Here is a 14541-nt window from a genome sequence, read left to right as displayed (position 1 = left end):
GGACAACTCGGAAAAGGCCGCTCCCGGTGTTCCCGGGAGCGGCCGTCGACCTGGGAGAACTCAGCAGTTGGGCGCCACTTGGCCGTCCGAACCTGTGTACACGTACGCGTCGGAGATGTAACCGGACCCGATGTTGTCCCACAGGTCGGTGGTGCCGTACTTGCCGGTGACGGTCTGGCCGCGCGTCTGGCAGCGGATCGTCACCGTCGCGCCGTTGGCCACCGAGCCGGCCGACGAGTACTGGGTGCCGGGGCCCGAGCGGATGGTCACCGAGGCGCCGCTGTCGGTGCCGACGGTGCCCGTCGTGCCGCTGGTGCCGCAGGAGTTCCGGCTGGTGTAGCTGCGGGTGCCCCAGTAGTAGATCTGCGCCCCGTTGAACTTGATCTTCTGGTCGGCGCCGTTGAGCCGCTGCTCGTAGTGCAGGTGGGGCCCTGACGACCCGCCGGTCGTGCCGACGTTGCCGAGCCGCTGCCCGATGCGCACCGACTGCCCCACCGAGACCGACTGCGCGGACAGGTGCGCGTACCGGGTGCGCCAGCCGCCGCCGTGGTCGACCTCGACCCACCGCCCGTAGCTGGTGCTGCCCTCGTTCGCGACCCTGGTCACGGTGCCCGCGGCGGACGCGACGACGGGGTCGCCGTCGTCGTTCGCGCGGTTGAAGTCCACCGAGTTGGCCGGGCTGTGGTTGGTGCGCGTCTGCCCCTCCCACACCTGGCCGCACGGGAACGGAAGCTGGAAGTTCGGCGCCGCCGCGGCCTCGCCCTGCGTGAGGGCGAGGCCGACGAGCGGCGCTACCAGGGCCGTGACGACCGCGCGCCTGGCTCGGCTCATCTGCCACCTCCTTGTCGACTGGGTGCGGGAATGGGATCACGCCCGGCCGGCGAAGTGGAAGACTTACCAGGTTTTCAGTTCGTGAATTACTTCCTAACCAACCGAACGGCGCAACGCCTTCGTCCCGCCGACCACGGGCAGCTCGACCACGGTGGACGTCAGGTCGATCGACAGCCCGGCGCCCGGCTTGGGCCGCAGCGTGTAGTCGTGGTCGCTGGAGATCAGCACGAACTCCACCGCGTGGCCGGCCTCGACCACGTAGTCGGTGGGCTCCAGCTCGACGTCGAGCCGGTACCGCTCACCGGGCTCGACCGGCCTGGTGCGGTCGGGCGAGGTCCGGTTCTGCGGGTCGGTCCAGCCGCGCGTGATCACGTGCGACGCGCCGTCCGGCGCCCGGTCCACCAGCAGCGCCGTCACGTTGGCCGCCGGCTGGTCGAACGAGATCGCCAGCCGCACCCGCGCCGTGCCGGAGAACCGCAGGTCGGCCGACGTGGGCCGGGTCGCGTAGGACAGGCGGTTGCCCGAGCTGGGCAGGTCGACCAGGTCCTCCGCGAGCTTCGACGAGTCGTCGCGCAGGGACTCGACCACCGGTTGGCCCGGCACCGCGGAGGTCCGCAGCCCGCCCTTCGCCGAACCGCCCGCCCACGGGTGCACGCGCGCCTTGGCCGTGCCCGGCGCGGGCCACTCGGCCTCGTCCACCCACGTGCGGTCCTCGCGCTGGACGGTGGCCTTCGGCTCGGCCTCGACCCCGTTGTCCACGCCGTACAGGTAGTGGCTGAACCACCGGTTGAGCGTGCGCCGCCACTCGGCCGACCGCAGCGTGTCGGGGTCGGTGTGCGCGGCCTGGTGCAGCCAGATCTTGTGCTCCACGCCGTGCTGCTTGAGCGCCTCGTACCACTGCGCGACGTGCTTGAGCTTGACGTTCCAGTCGCTCAGCCCGTGCACGGCCAGCACCGCGGCCCGCACCCGGTGGGCGTCCTTGACGTAGTTCCGCTCGTCCCAGAACGCGTTGTAGTCGCCGGTCACGCGGTCCTGGCGGGCCGTCAGCTCGGCGATCACCGGCTTGCAGACCTCCCGGTCGGCACGCGTGTGGACGTACTCGGCCAGCACGTCGGTGTCCTCGCCCTGGAACGTGCCGGGCGCCACGACCGCGCCGTCCGCCCGGTAGTAGTCGTACCAGCTGGAGATGGCCGCGATCGGCACGATGGCCTCCAGGCCCTCCACGCCGGTGGCGGCCACCGCGTTGGGCAGGGTGCCGTTGTAGGACACGCCCATCATGGCGACCTTGCCGGTGGTCCAGTCGGCCTCGACCTCGGCGCCCGCCGCGTCGCGCGCGGTGGCGCGGCCGTTGAGCCAGTCGACCACGGACTTCGAGCCGGTGGTCTCGTTGCGACCGCCGGAGGTGGGGCAGCCGGTGGACTTGCCGGTGCCCAGCGACTCCGCGTAGACCACGGCGAAGCCGCGCGAGACGAAGTACGCCTCGTAGCGGCCCGAGGTGATCGGACCGGCGTTGGGCCCGACGGCCGCCCGGATCCGCTCGTCGGCCTCGGCCCGGAGCAGCGACCCGTCGCGCCGGTGGTGGCCGCCGCGCCCGTCGGGCACGTGCAGCTCGACGTCGACGTCGTGGTTGGCCACGTCGTTGCCGCCGGAGAAGTACGGGCTGTTGAAGAACACCACGGGCACCTTCAGCCCGCGGTCGGTGGCGGACTGGCGGACCACCTCGGTGTAGACCTCGTCGTCGCGGCCGTCGCGGTCGCTGTCGACCGGCGCCCGCACCCACGCGCTCTCGCGCACGACGTCCTTGGCGTCGAAGACGGGTTGCGCCTCGCCGTTCTCGAACACCGGGCCCTCGGCGGCCGCGCCGGCCACCGCGGGCGCGAGCCCCAGCGGCAGCGTGACCAGAGCCGCGAGCACGGCGGCCCTCCGTGCACCCTTCACGAGCGAACCCCCATCATGTGTAGGACAGGTTTCGGGCAGACCCTCCCCCTGCCGCACCACCCTGTCAAGTCCACTGTAGACATTCCAAGACCCGACGATCGACCCCTTGACCAGGGTCGGAGACCTGTGCAGCCCCCGGTCGGGTGAGCCTCGGGCGCCCCGGCCGGCCGGGGCGCGAGCGGCGCTCGGGCCGGGCCGGGCGGGCCGCCGGCGCGCCCGGGGGCCGACCTCCGGGCAGGATGGGCGGCATGAGGCTGGTCATCCTGGGCGGCGGCGGGTTCCGCGTGCCCCTCGTGCACCGGGCGCTCGACGACCGCGTCACCGAACTCGTCCTGCACGACGTGGACGCCCGCCGCCTGGCGGCGATCCGCGACGTCCTGCGCGGCGGCCCGCGCGTCACCGCGACGACCGACCTGGACGAGGCCCTGCGCGGCGCCGACTTCGTGTTCTCCGCGATCCGGGTCGGCGGCCTGGCGGGCCGGGCGATCGACGAGGAGGTGGCCCACCGGCACGGCGTGCTGGGCCAGGAGACGGTCGGCGCGGGCGGCATCGCCTACGGCCTGCGCACCGCGCCGGTGGCCGAGCGGATCGCGCGCCGCGTCGCCGAGGTCGCGCCCGGCGCGTGGGTCGTCAACTTCACCAACCCGGCCGGCCTGATCACCGAGGTGATGGCGCGCCACCTGGGCGAACGGGTCATCGGCATCTGCGACTCGCCTCTGGGCCTGTGCCGCCGGGCGGCCCGCGCGCTGCGCCTGGAGGACGCGGAGTTCGACTACGCGGGCCTCAACCACCTGGGCTGGCTCCAGGGCGTGCGCGCGGGCGGGCGGGACCTGCTGCCCGACCTGCTGGCCGACGACGCGGCCCTGACCTCGTTCGAGGAGGGCCGCCTGTTCGGCGCCGAGTGGCTGCGCGCGCTCGGGGCCATCCCGAACGAGTACCTCCACTACTACTACTCGACGCGGGAGGCGCTGGGCGCGGACCGGGGCGCGTTCCTGCTCGCCCAGCAGCAGCGCTTCTACGACGGCGCGGTGGACTGGGAGACGACCCGGCTGGAGCGCGAGGCCACCTACATGGCGCACGACCGCGAGGGCGAGCGCGACTCCCTGGAGGGCGGCGGCTACGAGCACGTCGCCATGGCCCTGATGGGCGCCATCGCCGACGACGAGGCGGCCACGCTCATCCTCAACGTGCCCAACCGCGGCACGCTGGCCGCGCTGGACGACGAGGCCGTGGTGGAGGTGCCGTGCGAGGTGGGCGCGACCGGGGCCCGGCCGCTGCCGGTGAGCCCGCTGCCCGACCACGCGGCGGGCCTGGTCACGTCGGTCAAGGCGGTGGACCGGCTGGTCGCGGAGGGCACCCGGACCGCCGCGCTGAAGGCGTTCGCGCTGCACCCGCTGGTCGACTCGGTGGCCACCGCCCGGAGCCTGCTCGACACCTACGCGCGGCGGCACCCGGAGCTGGCTCACCTCAGGTGAGCCCGGCCCAGCGAGTCCGCGCGCCGCGTCGTCTCCGGCAGCCTGGTCACGCACAGCCGCAGCACCTCGGCGCACGCCCGGTCGAGGTCGACCCGGTGCCCCACCGACACGAACACCGGTTTCACGCCCTCGCGGGTGCGCAGCGCCCGCCCGACCACCTCGCCGCCGTCCACCAGGTCGCTGTGCTCGCCGCGCGCCGAGCCGGGCGGCGTGAACCGGCCCATCGGCGTCTTGGCCACGCCGACGCTGGGCAGGTCGGTCAGCACGCCGACGTGGCAGGCCAGGCCGAACCGCCGCGGGTGCGCCAGGCCCTGCCCGTCGCACACCAGCAGGTCCGGCGGCGCGGCCAGCTCCCCCAGGGCGGTCATCAGCGACGGCAGCTCGCGGAACGCGAACAGCCCCGGCACGTACGGGAAGTCGGCCCGGCCGGCCACCACGACCTCGTCCACGGTCTCCAGCGTGGCCGCGTCCAGCACCACGACCGCCGCGACGAGCCGGTCGTCGTCGGCGTACGACACGTCCAGCCCCGCCACGCGCCGCACCACCAGGCCGGGGTCGGCGCGCGGCACCACCAGCGGCCGCAGCCGCTCCTGCTCGGCGACCGCCTCCTCGGGCGTCACCCGTGCCCCACCGCCGCCCGGTGCGCGGCGAGCAGGTCCTCGCCGAAGTCGCCCGACCTGCGCCGCCACACCGAGTGGGCGTGGTTGGCGTCGTTGGCCGTGTTGTCGTACTCGATCAGCAGCTCCGGCCCCTGGACGCGGTAGTAGTGGCCCTCGCCGCGCCTGGCCGAGCCCTCCCACGCGAAGTGCAGCCGGTCGAGGTCCAGGGCGTCGAACTCCTCGTCCGCGAGGTCGCCGGTCAGCCGGTCGAGGTAGTAGCGCACCAGCCCGACCAGCAGCTCGCGCGAGCCCCGGTCGAGCTGCCCGACGGCCACGCCCGCGGGCTCCACGTCGCCGACGCGGGGCGAGTTGCCGGTCCTCAGGTCGGGCGGCGGGGTGTCCGCGACCACGGCCAGCCCGCGCGCCGTGCGGCCCATGCGGTCCAGCAGCTCGCGGGCCAACTCCTCCTCCAACCGCAGCGGCTGGGACACCGTGCGGCCTCGGTAGGAGGTGCGGGCCGGGTTCGCGCCGAGGAAGAACGGGGTGGCCGAGACGCGGCCCTCGGCCACCACCACGCTCACCGACAGGTGGTGCCCCTCCACCCGCCACCCGTAGGGCTCGTCGCCCGGCTCGCCGAGCAGGACGGCCCAGTAGTCGCCCTGGTGGCGGTCGCGGTGGCCGCCCTCGCGGTCGTCGAGCACGTCCTCCAGCGCCATCACCGCGGTGACCTGCGCGTAGGCGTGCGGGCTGAGCACGCTCGCCAGCAGGCGGTGCACGGCCTTGCGCTGCCCGCGGTCCAGGTCGCCGTAGCGCACGCCCGGCCGCGAGCCGGGCGTGTACGCCCACCGCCTGCGCAGGTCGTCGTCGGTGGCGGGGCGCACGGCCGCGGCCCGGAGCCCCTCGTCCAGCGTCCCCAGGAAGTCCCGGGTGGCCTCGGCGATCTCGTGCAGCACCACCCGAACCTATCCCCCGGTGGGGCGGCGGGTCACCTGGCCGCCGCCGAGGGCCACGGCCCCAGCTCGGGCCCGACCCCGACGACCTCGCCCTCCGGCTCGCGGCCGGCCAGCCACGCGGTGAGGTCGGCGGGCGACCCGGCGAGCCGGAACTCCTCGCCCTCGCCGAGCACCCACTCGCGACCGCCGCCGGTCAGCACGAGCCGCACGCCGCCGGGCACGCGCGCGGCGAGGAAGCCGATGGTGTGGTCGCAGAACTCCGGCGACCACTCGACGGGTCCCAGGGCCAGGTCGCGGGCGTGGATCTCGACCTCCCGCCACACCGCGTGGACGGTGTCGGCGAGGACGCCGTCGCGGTACCAGACGGGGGCGTCCCAGTCGCGCACGCCCGCCCACGCCCCGGCCAACCGGTCGACGGACGCGGCGATCGCGGCCCGGTGCTCCTCGGCCGAACGGCCCGCGCCCTCCTCGATGGCGGCGTCGCGGGCGGCCTGCCCGCCGGGGTAGACCTCGACCTTCGAGCCCTCGTGCTCGGCCTGCCGGGCCATGCCGGCCGTGACGCCCGCGATGTGCGCCAGCACGTGGCCGCGCGTCCACCCCGGCAGCGCCGACGGCTCCGCGACCTGCGCGTCGGTCAGGCCCTCGACGAGCACGGCCAGCCTGGCGTGGGCCGCGAGCGCGGTCTCCTGGATCGTCACGACTCCCCCTAATGGATGTATGACCTAAACCCGTTAGGAAACCTACCACTAGAATCGCCCGGGTGGCACTGGCCCTGGAGTTCGCGAGCACGGTCCGGTACGACGGGCACGGCGGGCTCGTCGACGACCTGGCCACCCCGCAGGGCTTCGCCGCGTGGGCCGGCGTCGAGCCGGACGAGCGGCTGCGGCGCCGCGTGGTCGAGCTGCGCTGGGCCGCGCGCACCCTCTACTCGCACGCCACCGACGCCGGCGAGCGGCTCGACGCGCCGCACCTGATGGACCTCGACCGCGCGCTCGCGGTGGTCAACGAGAACGCCGCGCGCGTGCCCCGGGCGCCTCGGCTGGAGTGGGGCGACCCGCCCCGGGTCGCCTACCGCGACGCGGCGGCCGGCGACGACCGGCTGCTCGCCGAGCTGGCGACCGCGGTGATCGAGTTCCTGGGCGGCCCGGAGCGGGCGCGGCTGCGGGCGTGCCCAGCGCCCCGGTGCATCAGGTACTTCGTCAGGGAGCACCCGCGCCAGGAGTGGTGCAAGCCCTCGTGCGGCAACCGCGCCCGGGTCAGCAGGCACTACCACCGGGCGCGCGACTAGCCCTCGTCGAAGAAGCGCCCCGGCGCGTCGAGGAACCGCCGCCACAGGCCGACCAGCTCCAGCCGCTCCCACTCGACCTCGGTCACGCCGTCCTCGCCCAGCTGGAGGACCTGCGCGCCGGGGATCGCGGCGATCACCGGCGAGTGCGTGGAGTAGATGACCTGCGCGTCGCCCTGACCCACCAGGTCGACGAGCCGGTACACCAGCGACAGCGTGGACTCGAACGACAGCGGCCCCTCGGCCTCGTCGAGCAGGTACAGGCCGGGTTCGGTGAACCGGCCGAAGACCGCCTGGAGGTACGACTCGCCGTGGCTGACCTCGCCGGCCAACCGGTCGCCGTACCCCTGCATCCCCATGCCGGTCATGTAGTCCAACATGCCGTGCGCGGTCTCGGCGCGCAGGAAGAAACCCTTCGCCTTGCGCTTGGTGAACCCGCCGCCCACGCCCGTGCGGCGCAGCTTCAGGACCTCGCCCAGCACGCTCCTGTGCTGCGTCGAGCCGTACTTGCGGCCGCCGTGCCCGCCGCGCACGTCCAGCCCGTAGCTCTCCGCGATCGCCTCCAGCAGCGTGGACTTGCCCGTGCCGTTGCCGCCGACGAGCACGGTGATCGGCGAGGTGAAGCGGAGGCCGTGCCGCGCGACGTGCCGGACGGCGGGGACGGTGAACGGCCACTGCCGCGGCTCGTGGGCCGATTCCGGCACGTACACGCCCTCGATCAACACGGCCGCCAGTCTAGGCGGCCGCGCGGCTCACCCCTGCGCGATGTAGGCGGTGAGCTGGTCGTGGTCGGTCTGGAGCTGGTCCATGCGGCTCTTCACCACGTCGCCGATGCTGACGATGCCGACCAGCTCGCCGCCGTCGAGCACCGGCACGTGCCGGATGCGCCGCTCGGTCATCAGCACGGTGAGGCTGTCCACCGGGTCGCCCGGCGAGCAGGTGAACACCTCGCTGGTCATGATCTCCGACACCGGCGCGCCCAGCAGGTCGCCGCCGTGCTCGTGCAGCCGGCGCACCACGTCGCGCTCGGACACGATCCCGGCCATGCCCTCCGGCCCGACCACGACCATCGCGCCCACGTTGTGCTCGGCCAGCGCGGCGAGGAGGTCCGCCACCGAATCCGTGGTCCGCACCGCCGCCACGGCCGACCCCTTGCCCCGCAACACGTCCGCGATCCTCATGGTGCGCCTCCCGATCTCCGCCCGGACCCGGTCCCGCTACCGGGCCCAGGCTAGTTCCCCGAGCCGGTGAGCGGGAGGACACGCGCCCGATGGGACCACTGCGCGCCCGGTTGGCCTACCGCGGCCACCACGCCCGGTGCCGCGGCCCCGACGGTCCGGCGGGGGCGCGCCGGGTACCGCGGGCGTCACCCGCGTGGAGCAGCGGCGCCGCGCCGAAGACCGACCGGCACAGCTTTGTCCACAGTGGACCAGGCGGCGTCAACCCGGCGATTTTCCCGGCAGGGCGCGGAAAAACGTGCCCGACCACCGACGGGAGCCCTCGCGGGCGCGCTCGTGGGCGCGCCCGCGAGGTGCGTCAGCCCGCCTTGCGGCGGAAGACGCGGCGGCCGCCGAAGTTGTTCTGGTTCGGCCTGCCGGACGCCTGCTGCACCGTGTTGGTCTTCTGCGCGTGCCCGCGGCGTTCCCGGCGGTTCGGGACGACGCTCGGCTCGTCCTCGCGCTCGGCCGCGTCGTCCTGCGGGAGCTCTTCGTTGATCATCGTTCTACCTCCTGAGATGAGCGGGATCGCTGGTCAGCGACGCCGCATGGCGTACTGGCGCGGGGTCACGACGAGCCGTCCGCCGCCGAAGCGCGGCTGGGTGGCGCCCGCCTGGCGCGCGCCGCGGCGCGCGGCGCGGTTGGTCGGCAGGTCGTCGTGCGGTGGTTCGCTTCGCATGGTGGGCATGCGTCGCCTCCTCGAAGAAGTCGAGGCGTGCAAGAAGGCCGCGACCCGGAAAAGGGCACGAGGGGTCGCGTGAAGAGCCGCTAGGGCCACCAGGGAAGGGCGCGGCGCGGCCCGAGGCCGTCGCGGCGCTGGAGGAAGAAGTCCTCAGAGGTAGATCTGGAAGAACATGGGTGTGACAGTAGCGCGGAACCCGCGCCGTGCCAACCGGGTTGATCGGGTTCACTCCTCGACGTCGACGACTTCGCCGTCGATGACCGAGCCGTCGATGACCGACGGCGCGTCCTCGCCCTCCGTGAAGAAGCGGGACGCGAAGGCGCCCACCGCCCGCGTGGTGACCGCGTCGAACGTCCCGCCGATCACGCCGCCCACCAGCGGCACGCCCTTGGCCAGGGTCACCGTCGCCTTGGTCGTGCCGTACTTGGCCAGGAGGGTGAACCCGATGCGCTTGTTGATCTCCCGGATCAGCTGCTCCGGTATCTTCTTGATCAGGTTCATGGTCAGCTTCGCGCCCGCCTTGATGCCGGCCTTCTTCAGCACCTCGGTGCCCGCGTTGCCGAGCAGGCAGACCAGGATCGCGGTCTGGACGTCCTCGCTCTCCAGGTCGTGCCCGTGCAGCGCCGCGATCGACGCGATCAGGTGAGTTTGGACCAGGTAGGCCGCGGTCAGGTTCGCGGGCAGGGTGATGGGCAGCGTGATCAGGCCGCCGATGTTCGTCGCGAACCCCTGCACGCCCGCCGCCGCGACGTGCGTCCTGATCAGGTGCCTGACCGCCTCTTCCCTGGTCAAGCCCTTGTCCAGGGCCTCGACCGCCATCTGCTCGGCGCCCTTGAACGGTCCGAAGCCGTTGATGCCCACCCGGAGGAGGTGGTCGACGGCGTTCTGCTGCACCCTGCTGATCGCACCCGGTTCCTCCGCCATGCCCCAGAGGTTACGCGGCGCGCCGGCGGGTAAACGTGACCAATGGACATGTCTTCGTTGGGAGCGCTGGTCAGGGAACGCGGCCCGTTCGCATCGGTCTACCTGGACGCCTCGCACGACACCGAGGACGCGGCCAAGGCGATGGAGCTGCGCTGGCGCGGTGTGCGCGAGGAGCTGGCCCGACAGGGCGCGGACGAGGAGACCCTGGGCGCGCTGGAGGGGCCCGCGCTGACACCGGTTGTCGGCAAGGCCGGGCGGGCGCTCATCGCGGCGCACGGCAAGGTGCTGCTGGACCGGGTGCTGCCGCGCCCGCCGGCGCGGGTCACCGCCCGCTGGTCGAACCTGCCGCACGTGCTGCCGCTGGCGAGCTCGCTGGGTCCGACCGTGCCGCACGTGGTCGTGCTGGCCGACCGGGTCGGCGCCGACGTCCACGGCTACGCCGGGCAGGGCGGCGGCCAGGGCGAGGTGGCGGCCGAGGAGGTCAGGGGCGAGGAGCACCCGCTGCACAAGGTGCGCGGCGGCGGCTGGTCGCACCTGCGCGTGCAGCACTCGGTCGAGGAGAACGCCAAGCGCAACGCGGCCCAGGTCGCCGAGGCCGTCGACCGGCTGGTCGGCAGGTTGAACGCCAAGCTGGTCATCCTGGGCGGCGAGGTGCAGGCGCGGTCCGCGGTGTGCGAGGAGCTGACCCAGCGGTGCCGGGACGTGCTGGTCGAGGTCGAGGGCGCGAGCCTGGCCGACGGGTCGGACGACGGGGCGTTCGACGGCGCCGTGCAGTCGCTGGTGGCCCAGTACCAGTACAACGAGGCCCACGAGGTGGTCGAGCGGTTCACCGCCGAGTACCGCCGCGACGGCGGCCTGGCGGTGCAGGGGCTGGAGCCCGTGGTCGAGGCGCTGCGCGAGGCCAACGTGGCCGCGCTGCTGGTCGCCGACCCGGCGCTGGGCGACCGCACCGTGTGGGCGGGCGACCACCCCGCGCAGGTGGCGCTGCGGGAGGCCGAGCTGAGCGGCCTGGGCATCGAGCACGTCGAGCGGCACCGCGCGGACGAGGTGCTGCCCAACGCCGCCGCGGCGACCGGCGCGCAGGTCCTGATCGCCGACGGCACGGACCTGTACGAGGGCGTGGGCGCGATCCTGCGGCACACCTGAGCCGATCCCGCGCAAGGGTGAGCCGCGTTCGACCGCACGGGTGAACCCAACAAAAAGGGGGAGCGCCACGCAGGCGCTCCCCCTTAATTGGGCGGGGTTCAGGTCGCGTTCACCAGGACGACTTTCTCCACGTCGCGGTCGCCGCGGTCGACGACCTTCTTGCTGCGCCGGTTGCGCTTCTCCAGCCAGGTCGCCAGCCAGGTCAGCAGCAGGCACATCGCGATGTACATCGCGCCGGCCACGATCGTCATCGGCACCAGCGGGCGACCGAACTGGCCCTGGGTGCCGAGGTACTTCACGTAGTTCAGCAGCTCCTCGTAGTTGATGATGAACCCGAGGGCGGTGTCCTTCAGCAGCACCACGAGCTGGCTGATGATCGTCGGCAGCATCGCGCGCAGCGCCTGCGGCAGCAGCACCAGCACCATGACCTGGGTCTTGCGCATGCCCAGCGCGTACGCCGCCTCGGCCTGGCCGCGGGGCAGCGACGCCACGCCGGCCCGGAACACCTCGGCCAGCACCGAGCCGTTGTAGAGCGTCAGGCCGATCACGACCGCCATGAACTGCGTCATGCCGAACCCGGCCGACCCCAGGCCGAAGTACAGCAGGAACATCATGATCAGCAGCGGGATGGCCCGGAAGATCTCGGTGACCACCATGGCGGGCACCCGCAGGACCGCGTGGTCGGAGAGCCGGCCGGCCGCCAGCACCGCGCCCAGCAGCACGGCGGCGAGCGCGGCCAGCGCGAACGCCTTGAGGGTGTTGCCCAGCCGCTCCAGCAGCTCGATCTGCACCTGCTGGTACTGGATCCACTCCCACATGCGCGGCGCGAACTGGCCGCTGTCGTAGAAGCGGTACAGCACGAAGCCGATCAGCGCGAGCAGCACGGCCGCCCCGAGGACGGCGAACAGCCGGTACCGCAACCGGGCCCGCGGTCCGGGGACGTCGAACAGGACCGAGCTCATCGGGCCACGCTCCAGCGCTTCTCGAGGGCGCGTTGCACCATGGTCAACGGGAACACCAGGACGACGAAGAAGAAGGCCACCCAGGACAGGCCGATGAGCATGTCGGCGCCGTCCTCGGACAGCACGTACGCGATCGAGCCCGCGTCCGCGACCGAGAAGCCGGCCGCGACGGTGGTGTTCTTCAGCAGCGCGATCAGCGTGCTGACCAGCGGCGGGACCACCGAGCGCAGCGCCTGCGGCAGGATCACGTCACCCAGCGTCTGCCCGAACGTCAGCCCCAGCGCGCGGGCCGCCTCGGCCTGCCCGACCGGCACCGTGTTGATGCCGGAGCGGACGACCTCGCAGATGAACGCCGAGGTGTAGAGGGTCAGCGCCACCACCGCGCCCTTGAACGGGTCCAGCTGCGCGATCCGCAGCAGCGGGTAGGCGAAGGCGAAGAAGAAGAACACCAGGGTCAGCGGCGTGTTGCGCAGCAGCGTCACGTAGGTGGCGCCGGCAACCCGGAACACCGGGACCGGGCTGACCCTCAGCATCGCCAGGAGCGTGCCCAGCAGCAGCGACCCGATCGCCGAGAACAGGAACAGCTGGATCGTGGTGCCGAACGTTTTCAGGAACAGGTCGGAGTAGTTGGTAAGGACGCTCATCGGGGTTCCTCGCCGGTGGACTTCATGGGAGTGGCCGGTGACCCACCCTGCGTGCGCGGGTCACCGGCCACCGTTGGTGAGGCTCAGTAGCGGTCGATCACCGGCTTCTCGGCGGGCGAGCCCGACTTGCCGAGCGTCGCCTCGTAGATCTTGTCCCAGTCGCCACCCGTGATGGCCTCTTCCAGGATGTCGTTCATCTTGTCGCGCAGCGGCTTGTCGTCCTTGGGCAGGCCGATGCCGTAAGGCTCCGCGGAGAAGGTCTTGCCGACGACCCTGAACTTGTCCTCTTCCTCGGCGGCGTAGCCCTTGAGGATGGCGTCGTCGGTGGTCACGGCGTCGATCGAGCCGTCGGCCAGCTTGCTGACGCACTGCGAGTAGTTCTGGAACTCGGTGATGTTCTCCGGCTCGGTGTAGCCGCCCTCCTTGATCCGCTTGATCGGCGTGGAGCCGGTCACGGAGCAGACCTTCTTGCCCTTGAGGGTCTCGGGGCCGGTGATGGAGGTGTCGTCCTTGCGGACCAGCAGGTCCTGGCCGGCGGTGAAGTACGGGCCGGCGAAGCCGATCTTCTGCTTGCGGTCGTCGTTGATCGTGTAGGTGCCGACGTAGTAGTCGATGTCACCGTTGATGATCGCCTGCTCGCGACCGGCCGAGGCGATGGCCTTGTACTCGATCTTGTTCTCGTCGAAGCCGAGCTTCGCGGCCACCAGGCGGGCGATGTCGATGTCGAACCCGCTGTACTTGCCGGTGGTGGCGTCCTTGTGGCCGAGGAACGGCTGGTCTTCCTTGACGCCGATGACGACCTTGTCGCGGCTCTTCATCCGCTCGAACGTGGTCGAACCGTCGACCTTCACGTCCGCCGCGGCCTGCTGGGTGGGGGCCGCCCCCGAGTCCGTGGGGCTACCCTCCTTGCCGCACGCGGTCAGGGCGAGGCCGCCGGCCAGCAGCGCTACCGCAAGGGTGCGAACCCTCATCGTCTTTCTCCTGCTCTTCTTCGGGTCGTGCGGCGCCAGGCTCAGCGCCGCGGTCTGGGGACTTCAGTGGGTCAGGATCTTGCCAAGGAAGTCCTTCGCGCGGTTGGACTTCGGCGCGGAGAAGAAGGCCTCCGGCGTCGAGTCCTCGACGACCTCGCCGTCGGCCATGAAGATCACGCGGTCGGCGGCCTTGCGGGCGAAGCCCATCTCGTGGGTCACCACGAGCATGGTCATGCCCTCCTTGGCCAGCGTGGTCATCACGTCCAGCACCTCCTGGACCATTTCCGGGTCCAGGGCGGAGGTGGGCTCGTCGAACAGCATCACCTTGGGCCGCATCGCCAGGGCGCGGGCGATCGCCGCGCGCTGCTGCTGGCCGCCCGAGAGCTGGGCCGGGAACTTCTCCGCCTGGTTCGCGATGCCGACCCGCTCCAGCAGCTCCATGGCCTCCTTGCGGGCCTGGGACGCCGCCACCTTGCGGACCTTCACCGGGGCGAGCGAGACGTTCTCGACGATGCTCTTGTGGGCGAACAGGTTGAACGACTGGAAGACCATGCCGACGTCGGCGCGCAGCCTGGCCAGGTCCTTGCCCTCGGCGGGCAGCGGCTGGCCGTCGACCTCGATGGAGCCGGAGTTGATCGGCTCCAGGCGGTTGATCGTGCGGCACAGCGTGGACTTGCCCGAGCCCGACGGGCCCAGCACCACGACGACCTGCCCCTTCGGCACCTCCAGGTCGACGCCCTTGAGGACGTGCAGGGGTCCGAAGAACTTGTCCACGCCCACCATCCGGATCATCGGCGGAGCAGGAGTGGCGGCGGTCATCAGTCCTCCAGTTGGGGGTTCCTGAGCGATGGCGGAAACCTAGGTGTGAACCACCACACCAGTCCAGGCGGTTGAGCAAGACTTAGGGTCTCAAC

At 72.3% G+C, this 14541-nt stretch carries 17 protein-coding genes; 3 read left to right on the top strand and 14 right to left on the bottom strand.

Going from position 1 to position 14541, the window contains the following annotated elements:
* Positions 1-60: 60 nt before the first annotated feature.
* Entirely contained in the window at positions 61-831 is a 771-nt protein-coding gene (locus ABD223_RS38315) for a peptidoglycan DD-metalloendopeptidase family protein (protein WP_344042269.1), read from the bottom strand.
* Positions 832-924: 93 nt separating this feature from the next.
* On the bottom strand, positions 925-2769 hold the full coding sequence (locus ABD223_RS38310; RefSeq protein ID WP_344042267.1) for a Xaa-Pro dipeptidyl-peptidase: 1845 nt from the start codon (positions 2767-2769) through the stop codon (positions 925-927).
* Between the two features lie 248 nt (positions 2770-3017).
* Here ABD223_RS38310 and ABD223_RS38305 point away from each other — a divergent pair, with 248 nt between their 5' ends.
* A complete protein-coding gene (locus tag ABD223_RS38305) occupies positions 3018-4244 on the top strand; it encodes a family 4 glycosyl hydrolase (RefSeq protein ID WP_344042265.1) in 1227 nt (408 codons plus the stop codon).
* Here the strand turns inward: ABD223_RS38305 and ABD223_RS38300 are convergent.
* From ABD223_RS38300 to ABD223_RS38290, 3 genes are read right to left on the bottom strand one after another with little or no spacing between them, the layout of a single operon-like run.
* Entirely contained in the window at positions 4232-4864 is a 633-nt protein-coding gene (locus ABD223_RS38300) for an endonuclease V (protein ID WP_344042263.1), read from the bottom strand. The two genes, ABD223_RS38305 and ABD223_RS38300, sit on opposite strands and share 13 nt — an antisense overlap.
* Positions 4861-5796: a DUF3500 domain-containing protein gene (locus tag ABD223_RS38295; protein WP_344042261.1), complete on the bottom strand. Its 936-nt coding sequence runs from the start codon at positions 5794-5796 to the stop codon at positions 4861-4863. The genes ABD223_RS38300 and ABD223_RS38295 overlap by 4 nt, the downstream gene beginning before the upstream one ends.
* 32 nt (positions 5797-5828) lie before the next feature.
* On the bottom strand, positions 5829-6494 hold the full coding sequence (locus ABD223_RS38290; protein ID WP_344042259.1) for a maleylpyruvate isomerase family mycothiol-dependent enzyme: 666 nt from the start codon (positions 6492-6494) through the stop codon (positions 5829-5831).
* Between the two features lie 62 nt (positions 6495-6556).
* Here ABD223_RS38290 and ABD223_RS38285 point away from each other — a divergent pair, with 62 nt between their 5' ends.
* Complete coding sequence (locus ABD223_RS38285; protein ID WP_344042257.1) at positions 6557-7084, top strand: CGNR zinc finger domain-containing protein; 528 nt, start codon at positions 6557-6559, stop codon at positions 7082-7084.
* Here ABD223_RS38285 and ABD223_RS38280 read toward each other — a convergent pair.
* The 5 genes from ABD223_RS38280 to ABD223_RS38260 form a co-directional block, all read right to left on the bottom strand.
* On the bottom strand, positions 7081-7806 hold the full coding sequence (locus ABD223_RS38280; protein WP_344042254.1) for an AAA family ATPase: 726 nt from the start codon (positions 7804-7806) through the stop codon (positions 7081-7083). The two genes, ABD223_RS38285 and ABD223_RS38280, sit on opposite strands and share 4 nt — an antisense overlap.
* Positions 7807-7833: 27 nt before the next feature.
* Positions 7834-8262, bottom strand: a complete 429-nt coding sequence (locus ABD223_RS38275; RefSeq protein ID WP_344042252.1) for a CBS domain-containing protein — start codon at positions 8260-8262, stop codon at positions 7834-7836.
* A 355-nt stretch (positions 8263-8617) separates the two neighbouring features.
* On the bottom strand, positions 8618-8800 hold the full coding sequence (locus ABD223_RS38270) for a hypothetical protein (protein ID WP_344042250.1): 183 nt from the start codon (positions 8798-8800) through the stop codon (positions 8618-8620).
* Between the two features lie 33 nt (positions 8801-8833).
* On the bottom strand, positions 8834-8986 hold the full coding sequence (locus ABD223_RS38265; protein WP_344042248.1) for a hypothetical protein: 153 nt from the start codon (positions 8984-8986) through the stop codon (positions 8834-8836).
* A gap of 219 nt (positions 8987-9205) precedes the next feature.
* On the bottom strand, positions 9206-9904 hold the full coding sequence (locus ABD223_RS38260; protein WP_344042246.1) for an EcsC family protein: 699 nt from the start codon (positions 9902-9904) through the stop codon (positions 9206-9208).
* 48 nt (positions 9905-9952) lie between these two features.
* Here ABD223_RS38260 and ABD223_RS38255 point away from each other — a divergent pair, with 48 nt between their 5' ends.
* A complete protein-coding gene (locus ABD223_RS38255; RefSeq protein WP_344042244.1) occupies positions 9953-11050 on the top strand; it encodes an Rv2629 family ribosome hibernation factor in 1098 nt (365 codons plus the stop codon).
* Between the two features lie 98 nt (positions 11051-11148).
* On the opposite strand, the gene ABD223_RS38250 is transcribed toward ABD223_RS38255, so the two are convergent.
* From ABD223_RS38250 to ABD223_RS38235, 4 genes are all read right to left on the bottom strand, one after another.
* The gene (locus tag ABD223_RS38250; RefSeq protein ID WP_344042242.1) at positions 11149-12012 is read right to left on the bottom strand and encodes an amino acid ABC transporter permease; all 864 of its coding nucleotides are present in this window, start codon (positions 12010-12012) and stop codon (positions 11149-11151) included.
* Positions 12009-12656 (bottom strand): amino acid ABC transporter permease, encoded by a 648-nt coding sequence (locus tag ABD223_RS38245; RefSeq protein WP_344042240.1) that lies wholly within the window; start codon positions 12654-12656, stop codon positions 12009-12011. The genes ABD223_RS38250 and ABD223_RS38245 overlap by 4 nt, the downstream gene beginning before the upstream one ends.
* 83 nt (positions 12657-12739) lie before the next feature.
* Entirely contained in the window at positions 12740-13627 is an 888-nt protein-coding gene (locus tag ABD223_RS38240; protein WP_344042238.1) for a glutamate ABC transporter substrate-binding protein, read from the bottom strand.
* Positions 13628-13690: 63 nt separating this feature from the next.
* Positions 13691-14419, bottom strand: a complete 729-nt coding sequence (locus ABD223_RS38235) for an amino acid ABC transporter ATP-binding protein (RefSeq protein ID WP_344042393.1) — start codon at positions 14417-14419, stop codon at positions 13691-13693.
* Positions 14420-14541: the final 122 nt, after the last annotated feature.

The organism is Saccharothrix xinjiangensis (assembly GCF_039527585.1).
Classification (GTDB): domain Bacteria; phylum Actinomycetota; class Actinomycetes; order Mycobacteriales; family Pseudonocardiaceae; genus Actinosynnema; species Actinosynnema xinjiangensis.
Note: the sequence above shows the minus strand (reverse complement) of the source record. Positions and strands in the feature narration are given on the sequence as shown.